Raw genomic sequence first — 24605 nt, 5'->3', positions numbered from 1 at the left:
TAGATCCGCAGCCGCCATTATGGGGCTGCATCAATACAGGAGACGTTATGCAGGAATTAATTGCTCAGGTTGAAGAGTTAGGCATTGAAATTAATCACACCACCTCTTTAGTGATTATCTTTGGTATTATTTTTCTTACCGCCATCATCGTTCATTTTATTCTGCACAAAGTGGTGCTGCGGGCTTTTGAAAAGCGCGCGCAGGCCAGCAGCCATTTATGGCTGCAGATTATTACCCAGAATAAATTATTTCACCGTCTGGCCTTCACCCTTCAGGGGATAATCGTCAACGTTCAGGCGGTACTGTGGCTGCAAAAAGGCAGCGAAGCGGCGGAAATTCTCACCACCTGCGCGAAGCTGTGGGTTATGGTGTATGCCCTGCTTTCCTTCTTCTCGCTGCTGGACGTGATTTTCAATCTGTCGCAGAAAATGGCGACCGCCTCGCAGCTGCCGCTGAAGGGGATCTTCCAGGGCATTAAGCTGGTGAGCGCCATTCTGGTAGGGATTTTGATTATCTCCCTGCTGATCGGCCAGTCTCCGGCGATTCTGATAAGCGGCCTGGGCGCCATGGCGGCGGTATTAATGCTGGTCTTCAAAGACCCGATACTGGGGCTTGTCGCCGGGATTCAGCTCTCCGCCAACGATATGCTCAAGCTTGGCGACTGGCTGGAGATGCCGAAATACGGCGCCAACGGCACGGTGACGGACATCGGCCTGACCACCGTAAAAGTGCGTAATTTTGATAACACCATCACCACCATCCCGACGTGGGCGCTGGTCTCCGACGCCTTTATCAACTGGAGCGGCATGTCGGCGTCCGGCGGTCGACGCATTAAGCGCAGCCTGAATATCGATACCACCAGCATTCATTTTCTCGACGAGCAGGAGCAGCAGAAGCTGATTCAGGCAAAGCTGCTGAAGCCTTATCTGGCCGCGCGTCATGAGGAGATTAACCTGTGGAATCAGCAGAACGGTGAAGGGGAATCGATATTAAACCTGCGCAAGATGACCAATATCGGCACCTTCCGCGCCTACCTGAATGAATATCTGCGCAACCACCCGCGCATTCGCAAAGATATGACGCTGATGGTGCGCCAGCTCGCGCCTGACGCGAATGGTTTACCGATTGAAATATATGCCTTCACCAATACGGTTGTCTGGGCGGAATATGAGGAGATTCAGGCGGACATCTTCGACCATATTTTTGCGGTGGTGGATGAATTCGGCCTGCGCATTCACCAGTCGCCAACCGGGAACGATATTCGCTCCCTGACGGGCGCTGTCGCCAGATAATCAGGCGCTGGCGCGGGAAATAAAGCGCCAGTCCATCATCACTCTTTCCGTGGGCGCATCCGGGTTGTCGATCTTATTTAAGAGCAGATCGACCGCCTTGCGCCCGATATCCCGCGACGGCTGCTCGATGGTGGTGAGCGAAATCATGTCCGCCAGCTCGGTGCCGTCAAACCCCACGACCGCGATCTCCTCCGGCACCCGCAGCTCTGCCTGCTGAATGGCGCGTAAGGCTCCCGCCGCCAGCGTGTCGGAAACGGCAAATACCGCGTCCGGCGGGTTTTCCTTCAGCAGATTTTGCATGGCGGCCATCCCGGCGCGGGAGCTGAGATCGCTCGCGTACTCCACCGCCTGATACGCCAGGTCTTTAAGGTGGATCACGCTCTTGTAGCCGCGCTCGCGCAGCCGGGCGTATTTATAGCTGAGGTCGTGGTTGATCATCGCGATACGCGTGCGGCCGCTCTCGGCCAGCTGGCTGACGGCATGCTGCGACGCATCGACGTCGTTAATCCCCACGCAGGAAACCGTCCCGGCGTCGGCGTATTCGGCGCACTGCACCCACGGGGCGGACCCTATCAGCGCGGCCAGTTCCGGGAGCTTCGAAAAGGCGTCCATGGTGATAATGCCGTCGACGATCTTGCCTGAAAGCAGGCTTAAGCCCGAGCGGGAACGTTCGATATCCGAGCCAGAGTTGCAGAGCAGAATGCGGTAGCCGTTTTTCTCAGCCTCTTCTTCGATACCTTTCACCACCTCGGCGCAGAACGGGTTGGCAATGTTCGAGACCATCACCAGAATCATATAGCTGCGGGCGGTGCGCAGCTGGCGCGCCAGCAGGTTAGGCTGGTAGTTGCTCTCCTGGATCGCCTGCAGGACGCGCTCGCGATTTTTCGCCTTCACGGTGTCGCTGTTGTTGAGCACGCGGGAAACCGTCGCCACGGAGACCCCGGCCAGCTGAGCGATTTTCTGAATTGACATAGCGACGACACATCCTGCGGTTAGCGTTTTGTGCAGGCTACCATAAATTCGTTGCCCGGCGAACCGGGCAACGCGTCAATACGCCACGCGCACCCAGCGCTGCTGCTGATGGCTTTTCACTATTGCATCAATGATATACATCACGTTTGCGCCGTCGTAGAAGGTGGCAAACGCGGGCCGATCCGGCATCGCGCTCGCCTGCACGGCGCGGTAGAACTGCGCCATCATGTTTTTAAAGGCGTCCGGCCAGCCTTCGATATGCCCGCCGGGGAAGTGGGCGCTGTCGGCCACGTCAGGGTTCATCAGGCTCGGGTCGTCGGTGAGCGTCTGGTTTGCCCGCGCGCGATGGCCGATCCACAGCCGCTGCGGGTTCTCCTGATCCCACGCCACCGACCGCTCGCTGCCGTTGATCTCAAACGCCAGGCGGTTTTTGCGCCCGGCGCTCACCTGCGAGACGCTGAAGCTGCCTTTGCTGCCGTCGTCGAAGCGGAACAGCACAGAGCCGAAGTCTTCCGTGGTGACCGGTTTGTCCTCATAGCGGGCGTGCTCGTCATGCACGAAGGTCTGATTTCCAGCCACGTTAGCCTTGCGCGTCGGCCAGACGATGGCGAGGTCGGCCATCACCTCGATGATGCGCCGGCCGGTGACAAACTGCACCGTGTCGCACCAGTGGGAGCCAATATCCGCCACCGCGCGCGACGCACCGCCCAGCGCGGCATCCACCCGCCAGTTGTAGTCGGTTTCCAGCAGCATCCAGTCCTGCAGATAGCTGCCGTGCGCGGCAAACACCCGTCCGATATCGCCCGCGCGCATCATGCTCGCCGCCTGGCGCACCATTGCAAACTGGCGATAGACAAAGCTCACGCCGTGCACCACGCCCGCCCCCTCTGCCAGCGCCACCAGCTCGCGCGCCTCGTCCGGGGTCATGCACAGCGGCTTCTCGGAAAAGACGTGCTTTCCCGCGCCCAGGATCTGGCGGTTAATCTCCGCGTGCAGATGGTTTGGCGTGCAGTTGTGCACCACGTGCAGATCGGGATGGGCGAGCAGTTCCTCCACGCTGGCGTAGGCGTGCGGGACGTTAAGCCGACGCGCTTTTTCCTGCGCCTGTGCCCGCGTGCTGTCGCACAGCGCGACGACCTGGACAAAACCCAGCCGCCTGAGCGCCTCGATATGCGCCGGGCCGATAAACCCGCTGCCGATAATCCCGACGTTAATCATGCTTGCCTCCTGCCGCGAAGTCGTCAAACGCGCGCCCGGAGACCGGGATAATGTGGCGGCGGATAAACTCGCTGCCTTCCCTCGCGCCGGTTTCGCCGTCCTTCAGGCAGCACTCCCACTCCAGCACCGCCCAGCCGTCATAGTCGTACTGGGTCAGCTTGCTGAAAATGCCCTTAAAGTCGATCTGCCCGTCACCGAGCGAGCGGAAGCGTCCGGCGCGGTTGATCCACGGCTGGTAGCCGCCGTAGACGCCGCTGCGCCCGCTGGGGCGGAACTCGGCATCCTTCACGTGAAACGCCTTGATGCGCGAATGGTAGATGTCGATAAAGGTCAGGTAGTCCATCTGCTGCAGCAGCATGTGGCTTGGGTCAAAAAGGATGTTACAGCGAGGATGGTTATCTACCCGCGCCAGAAAACGCTCGAAGGTCACGCCGTCGTGCAGATCTTCCCCCGGATGCAGCTCAAAGCAAACGTCCACACCCTGCTCGTCGAACGCATCCAGAATCGGCCGCCAGCGGGCTGCCAGCTCCCCGAATGCATCCTGAAAACGCTGCTCGTTATGCGGCGGCCACGGGTAGAAAAACGGCCATGCCAGCGAGCCTGAGAAGGTCGCGTGCGCTTTCAGGCCCAATCTGGCCGAGGCAACCGCCGCCTGCCTCAGCTTATCCGTCGCCCACGCCCGTCGCGCCGCATCGTTGCCGCGCACGGCGGCGGGCGCGAAGTGGTCAAACGCGTCGCTGTAGACCGGGTTTACCGCCACAAGCTGCCCCTCCAGATGGGTCGACAGCTCGCTGATGACCAGCCCGTGCGCGGCCAGCTTGCCGGTAATGTCATCGCAGTAGATCTGGCTCTCTGCCGCTTTTTCGACATCAAAAATGTGCGGATGATTGCAGGGGATCTGCACCGCTTTATAGCCCTTCCCGGCTGCCCACCCGGCCAGCCCGTCGAGCGAGTTGAACGGCGCTTCCCCGCCAATAAACTGTGACAGAAAAATGCCGGGTCCTTTCATCGTCCTCATACCACCTCCTTAACGTTGCGCCTTGTCATCGTCATACCTGAACGTGAGAAGGAAAATCAGCGCGATCGCCGCGGCTGCCACCGCCGGGATCCACCAGAATGTCACCCACGCCTGCGGCACGGTTTGCCCCGCCACCAGACGGTTATAAAGCGCGCCCGAAATCTGCGAGCCGAGCAGCATGCCGATGCCGTAGGTGAACATCACGATCATGCTCTGCGCCTGGCCTTTCACCTTTTCACCGGCTACGCGGTCGGTATAGATAAAGCCCACCACAAAGAAGAAGTCATAGCACACGCCGTGCAGCAGAATGCCGATATAGAGCAGGAAGCGCCCCTCTTCGCTCACGCCCAGCGCGAACATGGCGTAACGGACGAACCACGCCAGCATGCCAATCAGCAGCATGACTTTCACGCCCAGGCGGCGGAACAGCAGCGGGATCACCAGCATGAAGAAGATCTCGGACATCTGCCCGAAGGACATGGCGGTGCTGACGTCGGCAATCCCGGCATCCGCCAGGTATGAGGCGGTATAGGCGTAGTAGGTGCCCAACGGGACGGAGATCAGCATCGCGCAGACGGAGAAGACGAAGAAGTGGCGGGTTTTGAGCAGCGCAAAGGCATCCGCGCAGAAGAGATCGCGCACCTTAACCGGCAGGCCTTTCGCCGGGGCTGGCGTGTGCGGCAGCGTCAGGCTGTAAAGCGCCAGCAGCACGGAACTGGCGGCCGCCACCTGGAAAATGGTCACGCTGGACGCCACGCCGGTCACGCCGATGAAAATGCCCGCGACGATCCAGCCGATGGTGCCGAACACGCGCACCACCGGGAAGGTTTTATCCACGTTCGCCAGGCTGTGAAACGCGATGTTGTTGGTTAACGCCAGCGTCGGCATATAGCAGAGCGTGTAGCCAAACAGCAGGCCGATCAGCAGTGCGCCGTTCTCGGCAATTAGCGCCCCCGGCACGAACCAGAGGATCGCTGCGCCCGCCAGATGCATTACCGCCATCACCTTCTGCGAGGCGAAGAAGCGGTCCACCAGCATCCCGAGCACGAACGGCGAGAGAATAGACGCAATGGGTCCGGCGGAGAAGGCATCGCCAATCAGCAAAGACATGTTGTGCTGGGTCATCACCAGGCCGAGCGTAACCGACCAGCTACCCCAGATAAAAAACTGCAGAAACATCATCAGCGACAGCCGCGGCACCAGCAGCCGGTGCTGCGCTATCGCCTTTCCACTACTTTCAGTTGTTGACACCATGATGAGCCTCACCCAGAAAAAGTAATCGATTACAAAACGGTTCAAATAAAAAGTAATCGATTACAAAATAAAGATCCTGTAGATCGAAACAGATTTGGGAGGAGGGTCACGATAAAGGTGGAGTGATACTTTGTAGGCCCGGTAAGCGTAGCGCCACCGGGCGTGAAGGCAGGTGGGGTCTGGTGCCCTCACCCCGGCCTTCTCCCACAGGGAGAGGGTGCAAACACTAAAAACGGCAACCAGGTTGCCGTTTTGCTTTTACCTTCTCGAGAGCTTAAATGCAATAAACAGGAATACTACCCACACCGGCAGCAGCATCGCTGACAGGCGCATCTCATCCATGGTGCACATCAGCACCAGAATCAGCCCGAGGAAAGCGATACAGAGATAGTTGCCCGCCGGGTAGAGCAGCGCCTTGAACTGCGTCTCGCGCCCCTTGCGGCGCATCGCGGCGCGAAAGCGCAGGTGCGCCAGGCAGATCATGATCCAGTTCAGCAGCAGCGTGGCGACAACCAGCGCCATCAGCAGGCCAAAGGCCTGTTTCGGCAACAGGTAGTTGATCAGCACCACCAGAGAGGTAATCGCGCCGGAAAGGAACAGCGAGTTGACCGGCACGCCGCGGCGGCTGACGCGGGTGAGGAACTTCGGCGCGTTGCCCTGTACGGAGAGACCAAACAGCATGCGGCTGTTAGAGTAGACCCCGCTGTTATAGACCGACAGTGACGCGACCAGGATAACGAAATTCAGCGCAGAAGCGACCACGTTGCTGTTCAGATCGTGGAAAATCATCACGAACGGGCTGCTGTCGGATTTCACTTCCACCCACGGATAGAGCGCCAGCAGCACGACCAGCGAGCCGATGTAGAACAGCAGGATACGGTACACCACCTGGTTAACCGCTTTTGGAATGCTTTTGTGCGGGTCGCGCGCTTCGGCGGCGGTAATGCCAATCAGCTCCAGCCCACCGAAGGAGAACATGATCACCGCCAGGGAGAGGATCAGCCCTTTCCAGCCGGTGGCGAGGAAGCCGCCGTGCTGCCAAAGATTGTCGATCGTCGCGCGCTCGCCGCCGTGGCCGGAAAACAGCAGCCACAAACCAAAGCCGATCATGCCGATAATTGCCAGCACTTTGATGAGCGCAAACCAGAATTCGGTTTCACCGTACAGGCGCACGTTTACAAGGTTAATGGCGTTAATAATGATGAAGAAGGCCGCCGCCCAGATCCACGTCGGGACATCCGGCAGCCAGTACTGCATGTAGATGCCTGCGGCGGTCAGCTCCGCCATCCCTACCAGCACGAACATGACCCAGTAGTTCCAGCCGGACAGGAAGCCTGCAAACGGGCCCCAGTATTTATAAGCAAAGTGCGCGAAGGAGCCTGAAACCGGCTCTTCGACGACCATCTCACCAAGCTGGCGCATGATCAGGAAGGCGATAACCCCGGCGATACCGTAACCCAGCAGAACCGCCGGGCCAGCCATCTGAATGGCGGGGCCGATGCCGAGAAACAGCCCGGTCCCGATCGCGCCGCCAAGGGCAATTAACTGAATATGTCGATTTTGCAAACCACGTTGCAGCGTCGGATTCTGATCCGACGAGGCTTCAGCGCTACCATGGCCTGAAGCGGATGACGCGTCTTTCACGTCCTACCCCTGTCTCTTTTTTAGAAGGGGCACGTTTTAACACTTCATGCTGGAGGTAGCAAGGGATTGGGGCATCCCTGCCCCGGATAACGAGATGGAACGCTTAGAACTCGTAGCCAACCGAGACCTTAAAGGTCCGCGGTTCACCCTGAGTGATGTAGGTACCGGAATCGTCCACGCTGGCCCAGTAGTTTTCGTTGGTCACGTTGTCGATGCCCGCGCGAACCGTCATCTGGTTTTCATTGCGGTTCACCGCGAAGCGATAGCGCATGCCCAGATCCAGCGTGGTGTAGCTGTCGAGCTTTTTGCTGTTCGCGAGGTCAGCATACTGCGTGCCGGAGTGGTTCACGCGCGCGGTCGCGGTCAGGCCGTCGATCGGTTTAATGTCATATTCCGCACCCAGCACGGCGTAGAAGTTCGGGACGCCGATCGCGTCATTACCCTGGTTGAGACCGTTGTTGGTTTTGGTCAGCTCTGCCTGTAGCCAGGTGGCGCTGGCGTTGAGGCGCATCCCCAGCATCGGCTCGCCGAACACATTCAGCTCAACGCCGCGGTTGCGCTGCTCGGCGTCCAGGCCGTAATGCTTCGTCTGGCTGTCGAGAATAGCGGACGGCATTTTGATTTCGAACAGCGCCAGAGAGCCGCCCACGCGGCCGAAGTCGGCCTTCACGCCCACTTCATTCTGCTTAGAGTGAACGATACCGGTGCTCTGGCCGTAGTTAGTGGCGGTGTCAGGCGCGTTTTTGCCCGGCTGCAGCGCTTCGGTATGGTTAGCATAGAGGGAGATTTGATCCCATGGCTTGTAGACCACGCCGTAGGTTGGCATCCAGCGGCTGCCGTCGAAGCCGTCCGCGTCGTTTTCCGCACCGGTAATTTTGTTATACCCGCGGATGACCACCTTCTGGTGGCGCGCCCCGGCGGTGAACAGCAGCTTATCGTCCAGTACGCCCAGCGTATCGCTCAGCAGCCAGCCCTGGGTGCGGGTGCGTCCGCTGGTCAGCGGATCGCTGTACTTTCCGCCAGAGCCGTTGAAGTTGCTGCTGTCAGGCATATCGACGCCGGTATTGTGGTAGATGTTGGTCGTCGGGTTATCCTTCGCTGCCGACATTTTCCACGCGATTTTTTCGTTTTTCGTCATCGCCGAATAGCCGACGTTCACCTTATGGGACACGAAGCCGGTCGTAAAATTACCGCGAATGCCCGCCATCCCGCTAACGGCGTCGCTGATGCGGTTGGTGTCGAGGCGGCTGACCGTCGCCTTACCGCTCTTATCGACCAGCTTCGGTGCGCTGTAGGTACCTTCCTCGTGCGCGTGCTGCGCCCCCAGCCCGGTATAGATCGTCCAGCCGTCGCTGATGTCGTACTCGCTGCGCCACATCCCGAACTCGTTTTCGATATTGCTGTAGGCCCACTTCTGCGAGATGTTGCGATCGTTTTTCGGCGGCTCGGGCACGAAGTCCACTGCCGAAATATTGACGCTGGTCGGGCTGCCGTGGAAGGTTTTCTTCTGATAGCCGAGATCCAGCGAGGTGCGCAAGCGGTCGCCCTTATAATCGAGACCGGTGGAGAGCAGCGTGGTGCGGCGGCGATCGTTCGGTATGCCGGTTTCCCCTTCGCGGTGCACCAGGTTCACCCGCGCGCCAAACTGGTCGCTGTCGCCATAGCGACGGCCCGCATCCAGCGTGGTGCCAATCTGAGAATCCGATGTGTAGTCGATCCCGACTTTCGCCTGCGGGAGTTCGCCCGCGTGTTTTGGCTCAAGGTTGATCATTCCGCCCACGCCGGAGCTCGCCGCGCCGTTCATCAGGGCGTTTGCCCCTTTGAAGATCTCAATGCGATCGACCATCTGGGCATCCACCACCTGGCGCGGCAGGACGCCGGACAGGCCGCCAAAGGTCATGTCGTCGCCGTCAAACTTCAGGCCGCGGATGCGGTACGTTTCCGCGCTGTTGCCGTAGCCCTGAACGAACTGTACGCCCGCGTCGTTGGCAACAACGTCCGCAATGGTTTTCGCCTGCTGGTCTTCCACCAGCTTCGAGGTGTAGCTGATGATGTTGAACGGCACATCCATGGCGTTCTGCTGGCCGAGCATCCCCATACGCCCGCCGTTCGCGACCTGTCCGTCAAGGAAGGCCGGCACTGGCTGGTCGCCGCCGGGTTTAAAATCGCCGGCGGGTGCAGACTGCACAACAATGGTGTCTTCTTTTTTTCCATCCGCCGCGTAAGCGGAATGTGTCACCGCGCCAACGGCGAGCGCCAGCAGCGTTTTATGTAATTTGGTGTTGTTCATCGTTAACTCATTCGAAAGTGCGCGCAAAAATGGCCCGTTGCCGGACCTTAAAAGTATTGGTTACAATGCAAATGAGAACTATACGCATTATCTTTGAATGTTCAAGCATTAGCATACTTCACCCCCAGGTGAGAATAGGGGGCAAGAAGATGGAGGCACTCTCTTTCAGCTTTTTGAACAGTAAAACGCTGGCGAATTTCCGAAGCTAAACAGGTAGCCAGAAGCGTTCACCGGAACAATGCCAAGACTGATACCGCGGTCGCGATAATAGAAAAAATCGGGAATATAATGACGAAAGGGTTCATCTTTTTTGGGTAGCGCGTTCGTCTCGCTGGAAACCAAAATGACCCGATCCTCCTCATACCAATATTTAAAGTTAATCTTGTTGCTAATGATAAGAGGTTGCTGACCTGCCTGACTATATTCACCGGTTGAATCGTACGCGCCCGAGCCATGATGAAAAGAAAAGGTCATGAGAGAATCGACCCTTGAATCGCCATCGACTATCGTCAAATGACTCTCGCAGGTAAAATTATTTCGCTGATAATGAAGGTGGGCTGTATAGAATAAAGGTGCAGCAATAGTCAGAGTAATAATCGCCCAGCGTACAACCTGACTATTCAGCTTCATGATATTGCTCCAGGTACATGATGGAATCACAGCGCGCACCGGCAACGTTGGGTAGCCTGTCACACACAAGTACCGAAATACCATTCTGAAAACGATTTAGCGTCATCAGAGCAACGCCCCCGGGACTACACTGAACGGGATAACGTTTGTCCAGGCCTGTGTAAATACGCTGGCTTTTATTCTTATCATGCCAGGACGAATAGACATCACAGCCGTTGATTTTGCCAATGGAAAGATATTCTTCCAGCCCAGCGCTCCGGGCGTTAATTTCATGAATGAGCGCCAGACAAGAAAGAATAAATAATAAACCCGCCAGAGCCCCGGCGATTTTACTGCGAAAAAAAAGAACACCATGATTAACCGAAGGTGAACATTCGCGCCCGGCATCAGGGAACGTTTCAACAGGCTCTAAGGCCGCGGGCGTAATAAAATCGTCGAGCGTCCCCGCCTGAATATGAGCGACCGACTTAAACCCCTCCTTGGGCACCGTCTGGACCATATTTTCTGCCAGACCAACCGTCTTTAGCGCTTTACGAATAGAGGCAATGGTCTGATAAAGCGCATTAGTTGTAACAACAGCGCCCTGCTTTTCCCATACAGCAGCAAAAAGGTCACGTTGTGACATCACCTGACCATTGTGTTCGAGCAGCTGCAGCAGGCACTCGCTAACGGGAGCATGTAAGACGACGGCACGCTCGGGATAATTGGCCAGCAGATAAAGCCGGCGCTTTTCCGGCTCGAAAAGTACCGAGTGATTAATCAGGAAAACGGGTTTCATGACGCGCCTGCGGCGAGAGGAGTACGATAAAGTGCATTCATCATTGGTATGTTTTCGCGTCCGTTTACTTTTTCTGATTCATATTTTAAGCAATAATTATCAAGCAGTTAGAAACACAGACCGCTTTTGCGAACCGGATTCGCCCCTGCGGTAACCCCCGCCTGTTCAGTATAAATCATATAACTTCATTCCTCTTTTTTACTGAAAAATCCTAATCTCATACTCATCTGGCCGCCCCTTACGAGGCTTGAGGTTGCGCGGAGCATCCAGAATGAAAAACTGAAATTTTCCTAAAATTCGCGTTTTAATGTTGAGCTATCGTTGGATTATCGAAATTTAGAATGAAACCAAACAAATGAATTAACTTTAAGAATTTTATGCCGAAAATATTACTTTAATCGACTATTGCGCCATGCCGGGGTGATGTACAACCGGTTTCTCATAGCGCACAGGGATGTGTATTGGAAAGCATTCATAGCAGCCATATAATCCACCACATAAACGGTATGGATTCTCTCAGCGCTTATATGTAGTGATGCATGTTCGTCTTCATTTATATGGGTTTTAGTTATGGGTTATCGTCTATACGGATTTATGATCGGTAATGACATTCATTTCGATATTACCAATCGGAGGCTGTATCGGCTTACCGGCAGTCTTAATGATAACAGCATCGCTTTTGCATCAATTTATTTCAATGAAACGATGCTAAGACTTTTTTTATATTTGATGATTAATGGTCGAAGAGCGCCCATTCCGAAAGAAGAGTTGTTTGAAGAAATCTGGGAGGCCCATAACCTGAGCCCTTCCACACAGCGATTATGGCAGGTCCTGCACAATCTCAAGAATAAGCTGAAGCTTTTAGGCTTACCCGACGATTTTATTCGCAATATTAAAGGGTGCGGTTACATTATTACTTATCAGAATGTAATCCCCGTTTATTACAGGATAAGTGAACTCCCCGCTCATCCTGTTAAAAAAGAGGAGAAGACAGATACCCTGAGTGAGTGATGTCAACTCAGGTGTTTGCCCTGAGCGCTGGTGCGCGAGGGGCTTTTTTTTCCCTCCTGTTCAAGAAACATTTTCCGTTAATGATTTTAAAGCACTGTGAGTCGGCCCCGCTGACGCTGGAATTATATATGAGCATAATTAACCGCTTTACCGATTTAAAAGTGAGTAAGAAATTATTCTTTGGTTTTTTTACCGTTCTGCTCGTGACGATTATTATTCTGGGGGCCGGGTTGTTTGGCCTGACCAGCATCCAGGATAAGGTTGAAAAGAACGGACATACGACAGCGCTCTTTAACGCGCTGTCGCAGGTCCGCCTGGGCCGAACCAATTTTCAATATACGCTCGATCCAAAGTTCCTCGACCAGATCAATGCGGGTACCCAGCGCATGCAGGGCATTGTTTCTGAGATGGAAACCTTCAACTGGTCGCCAGAAGGGAAAAAAGCCCTCGACGATACGGCAAATGCCGTCACGAGCTATATAGCCACGCTGGTTCCGTTTACCCAATCGCTTTCAGAAAAGAAACTCAGCGAACAAAAACTGAATACACAGAGGCTATGCGATAACTCAGAACTGGCGTCAAAACTTAGCCGAAACGGCAGCCTTGATGCCCAGCATTCGCTTATCGCTGCTCAGATCGCGTTTATCATGAGCGATATTGATTCACAGGTCACCCTTTACAAAGCGCACCCGACGGAGGCGTTAATTCGGGAGATCCTGACGCGTATTGAGACAGCGAGGGCTTACACGGGGCAGTTACTCGCCGTTGCGTCTGAAGACCAAAAAGCCTGGCTGCAGTCCGGCCTCAACACGATTAATAACGTGGCCGAAGCAATGTCGAATTATAAAACCGTCTGGACACAGCAGGCTGCCCTCTCCGATACCTTAACCGGAAAGGCATCGGCCCTGACGCATGCCATTCAGATGCTATTTGACATGCAGCAGAAAAAAGTTGCCGATACGGTAGATAGCGTACAGATACAGATGGCCATCGTCGCCGCGATTGGGATTGCGCTCGGTATCCTTATGGCAATGGGTATTACCCTTTCCATCACCCGTCCGCTGAATGAGACCCTGCGCGTAGCGGAGCAGATCGCCAGCGGAGACCTGACAAGCACGCTGACCAGCACCCGCCGCGATGAGCCCGGACTGTTGATGCAGGCTGTCGCCACCATGAACGCCAATCTTAAGAACATCATTAATGACGTTCGCGATGGCGTGGAGAGCGTCGCGCGCTCTTCTACTGAAATTGCGGCTGGCAATATGGATCTGTCGGCGCGAACCGAGCAGCAGTCTGCTGCCGTTGTCGAAACCGCCGCCAGCATGGAAGAGTTGACCTCTACCGTGGCGCACAACGCGGAAAACGCTACTCACGCCAGGCAGTTAGCCGATGAAGCGGCGCAAAACGCCACCGAGGGAAGCCAGATTTCACTGCAGGTGATTGATACCATGAAAAATGTGCGCAGCAGTTCGCACCGTATTTCTGAGATCACCACCGTGATTAACAGCATTGCCTTCCAGACCAATATCCTGGCGCTGAACGCCGCCGTTGAAGCTGCCCGCGCGGGCGACCAGGGTAAGGGCTTCGCCGTGGTCGCCGCGGAAGTCCGAACGCTTGCCCAGCGCAGCGCGCAGTCGGCGAAGGAGATTGAAAACCTGATCAACGAGTCCGTATCGCATGTAGACACCGGGTTTAGCCTGGTTGAAAGCGCCGGCGATGCGATGACAAAAATCGAAACATCCGTGGCGCAAGTTCGCGACATCATGAATGAAATTGCTGCCGCCACTGAAGAACAGAGCCGCGGCATTTCCCAGATTGCACAGGCAATGGCAGAAATGGACACCACCACCCAGCAGAACGCAGCCCTGGTGGAAGAGTCGTCGGCGGCGGCGAGCTCACTGGAAGATCAGGCTGTACAGCTGGAAAAGGTGGTATCGGTTTTTCGCGTCTCCAAAGAGAGCGCCCCACGCGCTGAAAAACATCGTTCACACGGCGCGAGTATTGCCACCGTCGTTGCGATGAAGCGTCCCACACATAACGACCAGGATGACTGGGTCAAATTCTGATGACTGCCGTGCGGTAGTCCCCATGGCTACCGCACGCTAAAGGACTCGCGAGAATGACAACACCTAAACGCCCCCCTGGATTCCTCTCCGGCATACGCTCACTGATGACGCCGTTTTTCGCACACGTCACGGCAAGAACGCTGGTTGAGGCTATCGCTCAGCACCAGATCGTGCCGGTTTATCAGCCCTTTTACGACAGCCAGACGGGGCGGATGGCGGGAATTGAGGTACTCGCCAGATGGAAACACCCGCTTTACGGCAACGTCGCGCCGGATACCTTCATTCCCCTCGCGGAGAAGCACAGCCTCATTGCTATGCTGACGCATCATCTGATTCAGCAGGTCATCACCGATCTTCAGCACCAGATCCATCTTTTTCCTGAGGGGCTTTACGTCAGCCTGAACCTGAGCCCCTCTAACTGTCTCGATCCCGATTTTGAATCAGACACCGTGGCGCTTTTACAAAAGCTTGCCACCCGCCATGTGCGGCTGATAATCGAGATTACTGAAAAACACCCGCTGCATGTCACACCGCAGTTAAGCGAGTGGTTTGCCGCGCTGCGGCGATTGCCCATTTCCCTTGCGCTGGACGACTTTGGAACAGGGTATTCCAATCTTGCCTATATCCACGCTCTGGATCCTGAGTACATCAAAATAGACAGGCTGTTTGTCAGCCAGATAGGAGAACATGGCGATACACGTCTTATGGAGAGCCTGATTGAATTGGCTAAAAAGATGGATCTGCGTATTATCGCCGAGGGTGTTGAAACTCAACATCAGGCGGACTATCTACGGCTCAACAGGTGTGATTTCTTACAGGGATACTACTTCTGCCGTCCGGTTCAGGCTGATGAGCTCATCAGGATAGCTAACCAGGAGGAGCGAACAACCACCCCAACCGAGGGGTGGCTGCAATGACATTATTTTTTCTTGTAAATATTGGCCGTACCGTGAATTTTATTGTTGGTGTTCCCGGAAGTGAGCACCAGGACATCCGCGCCTTTTTTATCGGCTTTCTCAATCAGTTCTTTTTTTGCATCATCAACCGATACCTCATTCGAGGTGTTTACCGTACCGATTTTTTTATACTGAGACGCAACTTTCTTGAACTCGCTTTTAGTCAGCAGCTGTGCAGCAAAAGCATTGGTCGTAAACAGTAACGCCGTTCCCAACAAAATAGCAGTCGTCTTTTTCATAACCTTTTTCCTTGAGATTAATCAGCAACTACAAAAAACCTCACTCGTATGGTGAGGTTTTATGAGCATGGTAGAGAATCTCAGGAAATGCCATACGCTCTGGAAAATTCTTTTATAACAACCCGTTGCACGAAATTACTAACGAATATTAAGAATATTCGAATACCCGCGCGGTGCCAGCAATATCAATGCGTACCGCGGCGCCCGGGTTCCAGCCAGGCTGGCTTACGGTCTTCAGAATCACGGGCTGTTGCTCCCCGGCTAACGCAAGGGTGAGCGTCGACAGCTGGCCGGTGAAGTCCACGTCAAGAATCGAGATCGAGCTTTCATGCGCGGCACATGCCGTCACGCTCAGCTGCTCCGGTCGTAGCATCACTCTGCCCTGCCCTGTCGCATGGGCGTTATCCGTAGGCACCTCGCCCAGCGCGCACACGGCGTAGCCCGCGCTGAGCTCTGCCGGCAGGATCAGCGCATCGCCAAGAAACAGCGCCGTCTCTTCGTCAACGGGACGGGTGTAGACGTCATAAGGCGTCCCGACCTGGGTGAAGCGCCCGGAGCGCATGACCGCGACCTGCGTGGCAAAGGACAACGCTTCGTTCTGATCGTGGGTGACCAGAATCGAGGCCACGCCCGCTTCAGCCAGCAGATCGGCCGTGGCTTTACGGGTCATGGCGCGCAGGCCGGTGTCCAGCGCCGAGAAAGGTTCATCCAGCAGCATCAGTGAAGGACGCTGGGCCAGCGCGCGGGCAAGGGCCACGCGCTGCTGCTGTCCGCCGGAAATCTCATGGGGCCAGTGCGTCGCGAGCTGCCTGTCCAAAGAGACCATCTCCATCAGCGCCTCAACGCGCTGGCGCTTCTCGTGGCGGGTACCGTCCAGCCCCCAGGCAATGTTGTCTGCCACATTGAGGTGCGGGAACAGCGCGCCCTCCTGAGGAACAAAACCGATCCGGCGCAGGTGGGCGGGGACAAAGTTGTTTTCATCAAACAGCGTTCTCCCCTGCATGACAATGCGCCCCGTGTCGGGCGTTTCAAAGCCGGCAAGAATACGCAGCAGCGTGGTTTTACCCGACCCGGATGGCCCGACAATTGCCGTCCTGCTTCCCGGCGCAACGCTCAGGTTTAAGCTGTCGAGCACCTGCACGTCAGAAAACGATTTTGAAATGGCGGTTAATTCAAGCATGTCATAGCCCTGCAATTTTCTTCGACTGCATATAGAGAATGGCGGTCAGCGGGAGTGAAATCAGGATCATCAGCATCGCGTATGGCGCGGCAGCCACATAGTCAATTTCACTGGTCAGCGCCCAGAATCCGGTAGAGAGCGTGCGCGTTCCCAGCGGAGAGAGCAGCAGGGTGGCGGTCAACTCGTTGCTGACGCCGAGGAAAACCAGCGCGGCTCCCGCCGCCGCACCCGGCGCGGCCAGCCGCATCGTGACGCTCCAGAGCGCCTTCGCCGGCGTGCTGCCCAGGCTACGTGCCACGTTTTCCAGCTCGACCGGCGCCTGCGCAATCCCCGCCCGCAGGTTGATGAGCGCACGGGGCATAAACATCAGCAGGTAGGCAAGGAACAGGGTAATTTCCGTCTGGTAAATGGGGCGGGCGTAATGAATGGTGACGGTGACCAGGGCGAGCGCCGTGACAATCCCCGGCAGCGAGCTGGTGATATAGATGCACCCTTCCAGCATCCGGAAGATGCGGTGCGGGTAGCGAATACCGAGCCAGGCGATGGGGATCACGCACGCGGTCGTCAGCAGGGCTCCGCCCACGCCGAGCATCAGCGTCTGGCGCAGAGAGTGCCAGAGATCGGCGCTCATCCAGTTTTGCACGCCGCCGAGCCAAATCCAGCGGCACAGAACAATTAACGGCACGCCCAGCGCCAGCACGATCAGCACGATGAAAAACAGCTGGCCCAGCGCGGCGGCCGCAGGCTTCAGCGGCCAGCGTTTTTGCTCGCGCGCGGCCCCGGCGCCAATGCGCGCGTAGCGTGCCTTTCCGCGCGTCACGCCTTCCAGCACCAGGATAGCCAGGCAACACAGGGCCAGCACGCCCGCCAGCATATTCGCTGCCGGGCCGCTGAAGGTTGACTGGAACTGGTCATAAATCGCCGTGGTGAAGGTATCAAAGCGGATCATCACGTACAGGCCATATTCCGCCAGCAGGTGCAGCGCCACCAGCAGCGCGCCGCCGCAGATAGCCAGCTTGAGCTGCGGTAACACCACGCGGAAAAAGATCCGCCACGGCGGCGTGCCGAGCGACGCGGCCACATCCTCAAGCGTCGGGTCAAGGCGGCGCAGCACCGCCGCAACCGGCATATAGATAAACGGATAGTAGGCAAGAACGGAGAGGAACACGCCCGCGGAAAGCCCGTGCATCGACGGGACAACGCTCACCCAGGCATAGCTTTGCACAAACGCGGGGATCGCCAGCGGGGCGACCGCCAGCGCAGACCAGATCCCCCGCCCGGCAAGCTGCGTGCGCTCGGTAAGCCAGGCTATGGCCACGCCCGTTACGATACAGAGCGGCACAGCTATAGCCGTCAGCCACAGCGTGTTGCTGAGCAGCTCGGCCACGCGCGGGCGGAACACCAGCGCCTTAATGGTTTCCCAGCCTGTCTCAATGCCAATGGCAATGATAAAACCCAGAGGCAGAAGCGCCATCAATGAAAACAATACAGCTAACGCAACCATCGTCAGCGCAGGACGCCTGCGGGCAGGCTCCTGCACTCTGTTTTTTCCGATGTCGAGACTCAGACCAGACATAAGACGTTCACTTCACTCTCAGGATCACAGCAGGCCGGCCTGCGTCATCAGCTCGATAACTTTTTTACTGTTGAGCGATGAAGGTTCAACTTTCGGCGCATCAAGATCCTTCAGCGGAACCAGTTTCGGGTTTGAGGCCGCGTTCACGCCCACAGCGTATTCAAAGGCATTGTTGGTACGCAGGCTTTCCTGACCTTCTTTACCGGTAATGTATTTGATGAAGGCCTGCGCCTGCGCTTTGTGTTTGCTGGACGCCAGCACGCCGCCGCCAGAGAGGCTAACAAACGCGCCCGGATCCTGGTGTTTGAAGTAGTAGAGTTGGGTGTTTTTGCTGTTTTCGCCCGTTTTGGACTGATCGACAAAGCGGTAGTAGTGATAAATCACGCCGCCATCAATCTGGCCGGCATTGACCGCTTTCATCACGGTGCTGTTGCCTTTATAGGCAACGAAATTGGCTTTCATCGCCTTGAGCCATTCCAGGGTAGCCTGCTCGCCTTTCAGGGCCAGCATTGCGCTCACGATGGCCTGGAAATCCGCGCCTGACGGTGATGCCGCCCAGCGGCCTTTCCACTCGGGTTTTGCCAGGTCCATCAGCGATTTAGGCAGCTGCTGTTCGCTCAGTTTTTCCGGGTTATAGACAAACACCGTGCTGCGGGCAGCGATGCCGATCCAGCGACCGTGCGCCGGACGATATTCCGCCGGTACCTGCTTCAGGGTGTCTGCATCCAGCGGCGCAAACAGGTTGGCATTATCCACCAGCACCATCGACGGCGAGTTCTCGGTCAGGAAGACGTCCGCCGGGGATGCGCTGCCTTCCTGAACCAGCTGGTTACCCAGCTCGCTGTCATCGCCGTTACGCAAAGTCACTTTGATGCCGGTTTCTTTGGTAAAACCGTCAACCCACGACTTCACCAGGTTTTCATGCTGCGCGTTATAGACAACGATACCTTCGCTGTTATCGGCAGCAACCGACTGTGTGGAAAGGAAAAGTGATGAAGACAACAAGGCAAGCGAGAAGCAGGACAGCAGGCGAGAATTCATGAACATATCCTTAATAGACCAACGGGAGTAACTACTCATAGCTTTGTGGGACAGGATTAAAGCATACAACAACGCTAATGATAATTAGTATCAATCGAGTTTAAACGTAAAAGTGTAAAATTTCTTTATTACGGAGTTTGAAATGATAAAAATCCAGTTTTTAATCCGGGATAATATTTAGATTAAGAAAACCTTAAGCCTGCCCGCAATGAAATTCATTAGCCGTCTATTCATTCTGACGCGAAGTGAAATTTGTTATTCACGCGCCCGGTATATATAAAAAAGCCCCGATATTTCGGGGCTTTTTATGTTTATCCAGAGGCAGCCAAATTATTAGGCTACTATTTAAAAACGCATCACACCGCCGCGTGAGGGGCATACATCGGATAGGTGAAGAACAATAAATGCACGCAGTTCAGCCCAAAATGGAATAACGTTGCTACCCAGAGCCTTCCGCTCCACATCCACGCCAGGCCGTAAATAATGCCGGAGAGGCTGGCAAAAATAATCAGCAGTAAACCGCCGCTATAATGCATCAGCCCAAAAATGACTGAGGCAATCAACAGCGCGGCAACAGGATGAATAATCCGGGACAAGCGCTGCTGCAGGTAGCCTCTGAACAAGGCTTCCTCGGCCAAAGAGACGAAGAAAATATTCGCAAGGGCAAATTGAGCGAACCATTCTGGCGCATGCGGCTCAATTCTCAGCCCGCCCAACGCCACAGCCAGAAGTAACAGCGCGGGTATCGCAAGAACCAATATTCCCCAGCCGATCTTACCCGCTTTATAGAGGGGTTTGGCTACAAATAGCGTTGGCATGCACGTAATTAAAAAGAACGGCACCACCGCCTTGTCCATATTAAAGTACATACTGAACGGTATGCTTTGCGGACCAACAACCACGGCATCCAGCACTTTGGGGTTATGGAAGCCCGGGAGCACATGCATAACCAGGGCAACGGCGATGGCCACGCACAGGCCTTCGACCAGATAAGTATATTTATTATTTTTATTACGTAGCCATTCAACAACAGACCAGCCAATAACGATTGATGCGATCACCAGCAGCGCCGGGGCGTCAAGAATGCCCTGTTTCCAGCCAAGAAACGCCGTTAACCCCAGCATCAGGTAAGCCAGGCTTTTATTAAGGGAAAGTGCGGCAAGCGAAGTTGCGAGTAGATACCACATATTTGTCCTTCATGAACGGTATGTACAACAGTGAAAAGGCATGTCGTGCCGGAGGCATACTGCGGGAAAGCCATAAATATGGTGCCGACTACCGGAATCGAACTGGTGACCTACTGATTACAAGTCAGTTGCTCTACCTACTGAGCTAAGTCGGCGTTGGTCCGCCACCGGAGCCTCGAACCCCGTACTACAACATCCTGGTTGTCGCTCTTCCCGATGAGCTAGTGGCGGTATGGTGGCCCTGGCGGGAACTACGCCAATGACCGGTCGATGGCGGAACAAACGTTCTCACCGACAGGCTCCTGGGCCGGGTGCAGAATGATACACATCTGGAATTAACCATGCAAATCCGACGGTTAAAATCAGGCACAGGGATTGGTAGCGCTTGGTCGGTCAGGGGAAAAAAGGGCGGGATTACGCGCTGAGACTAAATGGCACGCCCTGTAGGATTCGAACCTACGACCTACGGCTTAGAAGGCCGTTGCTCTATCCAACTGAGCTAAGGGCGCACTGAGAAGAGTGTACTTCGCGGTGGTGAAACGCGAAGAATTATACGGTCAATGGCAGGTGAGTCAATGCCTTTTCCGTTTTCTGGCCTGATTAGGGCTAGTTGATTGTAAATATGGCTGTTTTTTCTCCATCCCCCCGCTTTTCTCCCGTACAATTTCGTGCTGCGAAAAGGCTTAGTTGCATTTAAGTAACGCCTGCTGTTTTCCTGTACGTCAGCTCGTCACACTAGAGCCTGGTATCCCGGCCGCCTGGAGGCTGACAGACAACAGGACAATGGAGTGAGAGCGCAAAACCCGATAGATTCGCCCCCCCGGTTACAGTACGTTTCTCAGGACATCGTCGGCATTAAGCTTGAGCCCATCGTCGCCCTCGCCTCCTTGCGCCAGGTGGGTGTAGAGGTTCTCAGCGTCCTTTCCGAGCCGCGGCACAGTGAAGGCTTTTTCTGCGATCGGTCTGCAGACTGGTCGATTAGACTGCTTGAAGCACAGCTTGCCGCGTTAAAAAATACGCCGCGCGGCCATAACCTTTTTATTAATCTGCCGATAACCGTCCTGACGGAGCCTGCGTCTTTTCAGCGACTTATCAGGTTGCCAGCCGCGCCGCTCAATATTGAGATTATCGACCCCGCGGCTTTTTTGGCGCTGTCCGCCGAGCAGAAACAGCGCGCCATTCAGAATCTGCTGCTGCTCAGAAAACAGGGACACGCAATCTGGCTGGATGACGTGGATGATGTCTTAGTGCAGTCGTTGTTAGCCTGCCGACTCCCGTTAAGCGGCATCAAAATAGATAAGGAAGCATTCTGGCGTTTACGCGATACCCCTGCGCTGAGGCAACTGGTTTCCCTTTGCTTTCAGCTTGCCGGAAAAGTGCTTATCGAAGGTATTGAGACTGAACGCGATCGCACCTGGGCACTGCAGGCAGGCGCCGATCTCGGCCAGGGGTATTACTGGCCGTCCTGGACATGGCCGGAGGATTAAAACGCCATTTCCAGGAGGGAGGCCATGCGAATGACAGTGCGCCGTTACCGGCGGCGGCGTACGGGAAGTGATGCACTGGGATTTACGCACTCACCTTTCGCTCCCCCCTTTTTCGACCGGCTCGAATTTTTGAGCCAGTCCATCAGCCAGCCCCGCAAAACAGACGCCCCGTTTATCATTCTGGTGACGGAGGATCACTTCCTGCGCACCGGTTTTCTCAACGGCCAGTTTCCCCTGAGCAGCTGCTGCGACTTTGCCACGCTGGACGACGCCCTTGTCGCCCAGACGCAGTGGCCATCAGCCCGTCTGGTCGTGGATATTGAAAGCCGGTCCACGGGGCTGCTGGAAAAACTGGATCAGTTGAGAAGGCATAGCCTTTTCCCGCCTTTTCTGACGCCCTGGCTGCTCGTCCGGGCCGATAATTACGACACCCGCCTCTTCTGCAAAGCGGCAGGGCCCTTTCATGTCCTCGAACGTCAGCTGAACGCCGCAGCGCTCCAGCACAGCCTGCTGGACATCAGCCCCCCGCTGGGTTCCAACAAGGACTGGTTCTCCCGCAACGAATGGCCCATCCTGCAGGAGCTATCACGGGGCAGGACATTGCGCCAGATTGCCCTGATGCAGAATCGTCCCTACAGCCGCATTATTTATCGCCTCAGCTGCATCCTGCTGAAATTGGGGCTCAGCCATCGTCAGGAATTGCTGCACCTTCTTAATAACCTTTCAGATTGCACGTTTTAACGCACGCCCTAACCCCTTATTTCCTAAAGAGGTTTAGGAAATTACTTACCATTCACGTTGCAAAAATGTTAATTATTAACAATAAAATCGAATTTATAACTATTCCTAATTTACGGGCGCGAACCTTGTGAAATGCCACAAATTGAATGAACGGCAGCACTTTCCTCCATCCGTTAAGTGAATGCAGATAGCGTTAACAAGATGATAATGATGTAAAAACAAGCAGCTTAGCGAGTTCCCCTGGGAGCAAAAAGCGAAGCGGACAGCATGTTCTCCTGTGCAGCAGACGCTGTTCTCCAGGTCAACCGGAGCACTTTCAGATGAAGGCCTGCCGGCCTGCGAGGGCAATTTTTCACCTGTCCGCCGCGGAGTCGCCCCCTGAAATGAGGCGTATTTTTATTAACAACTGATCAACATACAGAGATATCTGTTATTTTTTGTTATTACATAAAGATGAAAAAATGCGGTAAATGGGATAACAGGATATTTCCGCTAATTTTAAAATAATAGCGATTCAGATCCAGAACATAATACAAACCCATAAGCGGAGATTAATTTACAGGGTTTTCGGAAAAAACTTACCCTGTATAATAAGATGCGTACCAAATCTGAATAAGAAAAACCTTTTTGCCAACACCAGCCAAATGAGATGACCGCGCTGAGGCATAGTTCTTTTCATTACGTAAACAAGGATGCTTTCGCTCTTTCCAGGGAAATACTACGGTATAGGGATCTGCACATTATATCCTTCCGGCATTTCGAGAGTTTTACCAAACTCTGCATAACGCTTTTAACAATCTGAGGCATTAAAAATGAAACCGGCATCCGTTATCATTATGGACGAACATCCTATCGTCAGAATGTCGATAGAAGTCCTGCTACAGAAAAATAAAAATATCGCAGTCAAGCTTAAGTCTGGCGATAGCCATGAAGTCCTTGACTGTATCCGCAATCACCCTATCGATCTGGTGATCCTTGACATTGAACTCACAGGCACGGATGCCTTTGATTTACTTAAGAGAATCAGAAACTTAAACAAGAGCATTAAGGTTCTGTTCCTCTCGTCTAAATCAGAGATATTTTACGCAGGTCGCGCCATTCGCGCCGGGGCAAATGGTTTTGTCAGTAAAAGAAAAGATTTAGGTGAGATCTACAACGCCGTAGAGATGATCCTGATGGGCTATTCTTTTTTCCCGTCGGAAACGTTGAACTTTATAAACCATTTGGGTTCAGGGAAAGGAATGGCAACCGATATGCCATTATCGAATCGCGAGGTCACGGTATTACGGTATCTGGCGAATGGATTATCCAATAAGGAAATTGCTGAGCAGCTACTATTAAGCAACAAGACCATTAGCGCGCATAAATCCAATATTTATTCCAAGCTGGGTGTGCAAAGCATCGTGGAATTAATTGATTACGCCAAAGCGCACGAACTGCTATAACCTGAATTCACTCCCTGCAGCTTAGCTGAGCTTCAGGGAGTGCGGTCAGTGCTAATTATAATTAATCATGAAGGTGGCATCTGCATCAGCCCGACCGGGCTGAGGGTCATCGGCAGTGGCGATATAATTGGCATAAAACGACAACGTTGCATTCCCCTGTGCATCAACCGAAACCGGCTGGCTGGCCTGCTGGAGAGCCAGACGCGTTTTATCCGCATCCCTGATCTCCACCGCGACACGGCTTGCTGTACTGGCGTCATTCAGCGCCAGCAAACCGTTATTGCTGCCGTCGGCTTTACCCGAAAACGTAATGGACGCTGCCCCCGGGGGGCAGCCGGTCAGCTTCAGCGTAAACGGCATGGGCTGCGTGCGGCTCCCGGTGGAGCCGAGCTGTTTCGTGGGCCAGGTGCCCAGCGTGACGGTCTTGTCGCTATCGCTGCCCTCCGCGACGCAGGTGAAATCGACAATGTTGCCGGACATCTGAATGTTGATCTCGCCCAGCGCTGTGGCTGACCACGCGTTTGCCTGAAGCATCGCCATGGCCACCGCAGTGAAATGTCCTTTCCAGTTCCGCATCTCT

21 protein-coding genes and 2 tRNA genes are annotated in these 24605 nt (G+C 54.9%); 7 read left to right on the top strand and 16 right to left on the bottom strand.

The genetic code is table 11. The features are described 5' to 3' along the window. The first annotated feature begins 47 nt into the window (after nucleotides 1-47). Complete coding sequence (locus M2433_RS05985) at nucleotides 48-1292, top strand: mechanosensitive ion channel family protein (RefSeq protein ID WP_429053544.1); 1245 nt, start codon at nucleotides 48-50, stop codon at nucleotides 1290-1292. Here M2433_RS05985 and M2433_RS05980 read toward each other — a convergent pair whose 3' ends face one another. From M2433_RS05980 to M2433_RS05945, 8 genes are all read right to left on the bottom strand, one after another. After that, entirely contained in the window at nucleotides 1293-2264 is a 972-nt protein-coding gene (locus M2433_RS05980; protein WP_429053546.1) for a LacI family DNA-binding transcriptional regulator, read from the bottom strand. A gap of 75 nt (nucleotides 2265-2339) precedes the next feature. Next, a complete protein-coding gene (locus M2433_RS05975; RefSeq protein WP_429053547.1) occupies nucleotides 2340-3482 on the bottom strand; it encodes a Gfo/Idh/MocA family protein in 1143 nt (380 codons plus the stop codon). Then, complete coding sequence (locus tag M2433_RS05970; protein WP_429053548.1) at nucleotides 3475-4500, bottom strand: sugar phosphate isomerase/epimerase family protein; 1026 nt, start codon at nucleotides 4498-4500, stop codon at nucleotides 3475-3477. Before M2433_RS05970 ends, M2433_RS05975 begins: the two co-directional genes overlap by 8 nt. Before the next feature lie 9 nt (nucleotides 4501-4509). Beyond that, nucleotides 4510-5754, bottom strand: coding sequence for an MFS transporter (locus M2433_RS05965; RefSeq protein WP_429053550.1), 1245 nt, complete (start codon nucleotides 5752-5754; stop codon nucleotides 4510-4512). Nucleotides 5755-6012: 258 nt separating this feature from the next. Further along, nucleotides 6013-7398 carry a phenylalanine transporter gene (gene pheP, locus M2433_RS05960; protein ID WP_429053551.1) on the bottom strand — a complete coding sequence of 462 codons (1386 nt, stop codon included), beginning with the start codon at nucleotides 7396-7398 and terminating at the stop codon, nucleotides 6013-6015. Between the two features lie 103 nt (nucleotides 7399-7501). Beyond that, entirely contained in the window at nucleotides 7502-9688 is a 2187-nt protein-coding gene (locus M2433_RS05955) for a TonB-dependent receptor (protein WP_429053553.1), read from the bottom strand. 165 nt (nucleotides 9689-9853) lie between these two features. Beyond that, nucleotides 9854-10318: a hypothetical protein gene (locus M2433_RS05950; RefSeq protein ID WP_429053555.1), complete on the bottom strand. Its 465-nt coding sequence runs from the start codon at nucleotides 10316-10318 to the stop codon at nucleotides 9854-9856. After that, complete coding sequence (locus tag M2433_RS05945; RefSeq protein ID WP_429053557.1) at nucleotides 10305-11096, bottom strand: winged helix-turn-helix domain-containing protein; 792 nt, start codon at nucleotides 11094-11096, stop codon at nucleotides 10305-10307. The genes M2433_RS05950 and M2433_RS05945 overlap by 14 nt, the downstream gene beginning before the upstream one ends. Nucleotides 11097-11666: 570 nt before the next feature. On the opposite strand from M2433_RS05945, the gene M2433_RS05940 reads away from it, so the two are divergent. The 3 genes from M2433_RS05940 to M2433_RS05930 all read left to right on the top strand — a co-directional run bounded on the left by M2433_RS05940 (nucleotide 11667) and on the right by M2433_RS05930 (nucleotide 15090). Continuing rightward, complete coding sequence (locus M2433_RS05940) at nucleotides 11667-12107, top strand: winged helix-turn-helix domain-containing protein (RefSeq protein ID WP_429053560.1); 441 nt, start codon at nucleotides 11667-11669, stop codon at nucleotides 12105-12107. Between the two features lie 128 nt (nucleotides 12108-12235). Continuing rightward, nucleotides 12236-14173: a methyl-accepting chemotaxis protein gene (locus tag M2433_RS05935; protein WP_429053562.1), complete on the top strand. Its 1938-nt coding sequence runs from the start codon at nucleotides 12236-12238 to the stop codon at nucleotides 14171-14173. 53 nt (nucleotides 14174-14226) lie between these two features. Beyond that, nucleotides 14227-15090: an EAL domain-containing protein gene (locus tag M2433_RS05930; protein WP_429053564.1), complete on the top strand. Its 864-nt coding sequence runs from the start codon at nucleotides 14227-14229 to the stop codon at nucleotides 15088-15090. A gap of 2 nt (nucleotides 15091-15092) precedes the next feature. Here M2433_RS05930 and yahO read toward each other — a convergent pair whose 3' ends face one another. The 7 genes from yahO to M2433_RS05895 all read right to left on the bottom strand — a co-directional run bounded on the left by yahO (nucleotide 15093) and on the right by M2433_RS05895 (nucleotide 20861). After that, nucleotides 15093-15368 carry a DUF1471 family periplasmic protein YahO gene (gene yahO, locus M2433_RS05925; protein ID WP_023310654.1) on the bottom strand — a complete coding sequence of 92 codons (276 nt, stop codon included), beginning with the start codon at nucleotides 15366-15368 and terminating at the stop codon, nucleotides 15093-15095. A 148-nt stretch (nucleotides 15369-15516) separates the two neighbouring features. Then, nucleotides 15517-16548: an ABC transporter ATP-binding protein gene (locus M2433_RS05920; RefSeq protein WP_429053565.1), complete on the bottom strand. Its 1032-nt coding sequence runs from the start codon at nucleotides 16546-16548 to the stop codon at nucleotides 15517-15519. A 1-nt stretch (nucleotide 16549) separates the two neighbouring features. Further along, entirely contained in the window at nucleotides 16550-18124 is a 1575-nt protein-coding gene (locus tag M2433_RS05915) for an ABC transporter permease (protein WP_429053568.1), read from the bottom strand. A 24-nt stretch (nucleotides 18125-18148) separates the two neighbouring features. Then, complete coding sequence (locus M2433_RS05910; RefSeq protein WP_063429326.1) at nucleotides 18149-19165, bottom strand: iron ABC transporter substrate-binding protein; 1017 nt, start codon at nucleotides 19163-19165, stop codon at nucleotides 18149-18151. A gap of 356 nt (nucleotides 19166-19521) precedes the next feature. Further along, complete coding sequence (locus M2433_RS05905; protein WP_429053570.1) at nucleotides 19522-20352, bottom strand: CPBP family intramembrane glutamic endopeptidase; 831 nt, start codon at nucleotides 20350-20352, stop codon at nucleotides 19522-19524. Nucleotides 20353-20431: 79 nt separating this feature from the next. Next, nucleotides 20432-20507: transfer RNA gene (locus M2433_RS05900), tRNA-Thr, on the bottom strand. A 277-nt stretch (nucleotides 20508-20784) separates the two neighbouring features. Then, a tRNA-Arg gene (locus M2433_RS05895) sits at nucleotides 20785-20861 on the bottom strand. Between the two features lie 279 nt (nucleotides 20862-21140). Here M2433_RS05895 and M2433_RS05890 point away from each other — a divergent pair. From M2433_RS05890 to fimZ, 3 genes are all read left to right on the top strand, one after another. Continuing rightward, a complete protein-coding gene (locus tag M2433_RS05890; protein WP_429053572.1) occupies nucleotides 21141-21839 on the top strand; it encodes an EAL domain-containing protein in 699 nt (232 codons plus the stop codon). Between the two features lie 24 nt (nucleotides 21840-21863). Then, complete coding sequence (locus M2433_RS05885; protein ID WP_429053574.1) at nucleotides 21864-22580, top strand: helix-turn-helix transcriptional regulator; 717 nt, start codon at nucleotides 21864-21866, stop codon at nucleotides 22578-22580. An 812-nt stretch (nucleotides 22581-23392) separates the two neighbouring features. Then, nucleotides 23393-24025: a fimbria biosynthesis transcriptional regulator FimZ gene (fimZ, locus tag M2433_RS05880; protein WP_429053575.1), complete on the top strand. Its 633-nt coding sequence runs from the start codon at nucleotides 23393-23395 to the stop codon at nucleotides 24023-24025. Between the two features lie 51 nt (nucleotides 24026-24076). On the opposite strand, the gene sfmF is transcribed toward fimZ, so the two are convergent. Beyond that, complete coding sequence (gene sfmF, locus M2433_RS05875; RefSeq protein WP_429053577.1) at nucleotides 24077-24601, bottom strand: fimbria assembly protein; 525 nt, start codon at nucleotides 24599-24601, stop codon at nucleotides 24077-24079. Nucleotides 24602-24605: the final 4 nt, after the last annotated feature.

It is taken from the genome of Enterobacter sp. AC1 (assembly GCF_050434705.1).
Lineage (GTDB): Bacteria > Pseudomonadota > Gammaproteobacteria > Enterobacterales > Enterobacteriaceae > Enterobacter > Enterobacter cloacae_L.
Note: the sequence above shows the minus strand (reverse complement) of the source record. Positions and strands in the feature narration are given on the sequence as shown.

Coding starts and splice junctions, on each gene's coding strand:
- M2433_RS05985 (WP_429053544.1), top strand. CDS start 48: ATGCAGGAATTAATTGCTCAGGTTGAAGAGTTAGGCATTGAAATTAAT.
- M2433_RS05980 (WP_429053546.1), bottom strand. CDS start 2,264: ATGTCAATTCAGAAAATCGCTCAGCTGGCCGGGGTCTCCGTGGCGACG.
- M2433_RS05975 (WP_429053547.1), bottom strand. CDS start 3,482: ATGATTAACGTCGGGATTATCGGCAGCGGGTTTATCGGCCCGGCGCAT.
- M2433_RS05970 (WP_429053548.1), bottom strand. CDS start 4,500: ATGAGGACGATGAAAGGACCCGGCATTTTTCTGTCACAGTTTATTGGC.
- M2433_RS05965 (WP_429053550.1), bottom strand. CDS start 5,754: ATGGTGTCAACAACTGAAAGTAGTGGAAAGGCGATAGCGCAGCACCGG.
- M2433_RS05955 (WP_429053553.1), bottom strand. CDS start 9,688: ATGAACAACACCAAATTACATAAAACGCTGCTGGCGCTCGCCGTTGGC.
- M2433_RS05950 (WP_429053555.1), bottom strand. CDS start 10,318: ATGAAGCTGAATAGTCAGGTTGTACGCTGGGCGATTATTACTCTGACT.
- M2433_RS05945 (WP_429053557.1), bottom strand. CDS start 11,096: ATGAAACCCGTTTTCCTGATTAATCACTCGGTACTTTTCGAGCCGGAA.
- M2433_RS05940 (WP_429053560.1), top strand. CDS start 11,667: ATGGGTTATCGTCTATACGGATTTATGATCGGTAATGACATTCATTTC.
- M2433_RS05935 (WP_429053562.1), top strand. CDS start 12,236: ATGAGCATAATTAACCGCTTTACCGATTTAAAAGTGAGTAAGAAATTA.
- M2433_RS05930 (WP_429053564.1), top strand. CDS start 14,227: ATGACAACACCTAAACGCCCCCCTGGATTCCTCTCCGGCATACGCTCA.
- yahO (WP_023310654.1), bottom strand. CDS start 15,368: ATGAAAAAGACGACTGCTATTTTGTTGGGAACGGCGTTACTGTTTACG.
- M2433_RS05920 (WP_429053565.1), bottom strand. CDS start 16,548: ATGCTTGAATTAACCGCCATTTCAAAATCGTTTTCTGACGTGCAGGTG.
- M2433_RS05915 (WP_429053568.1), bottom strand. CDS start 18,124: ATGTCTGGTCTGAGTCTCGACATCGGAAAAAACAGAGTGCAGGAGCCT.
- M2433_RS05910 (WP_063429326.1), bottom strand. CDS start 19,165: ATGAATTCTCGCCTGCTGTCCTGCTTCTCGCTTGCCTTGTTGTCTTCA.
- M2433_RS05905 (WP_429053570.1), bottom strand. CDS start 20,352: ATGTGGTATCTACTCGCAACTTCGCTTGCCGCACTTTCCCTTAATAAA.
- M2433_RS05885 (WP_429053574.1), top strand. CDS start 21,864: ATGCGAATGACAGTGCGCCGTTACCGGCGGCGGCGTACGGGAAGTGAT.
- fimZ (WP_429053575.1), top strand. CDS start 23,393: ATGAAACCGGCATCCGTTATCATTATGGACGAACATCCTATCGTCAGA.
- sfmF (WP_429053577.1), bottom strand. CDS start 24,601: ATGCGGAACTGGAAAGGACATTTCACTGCGGTGGCCATGGCGATGCTT.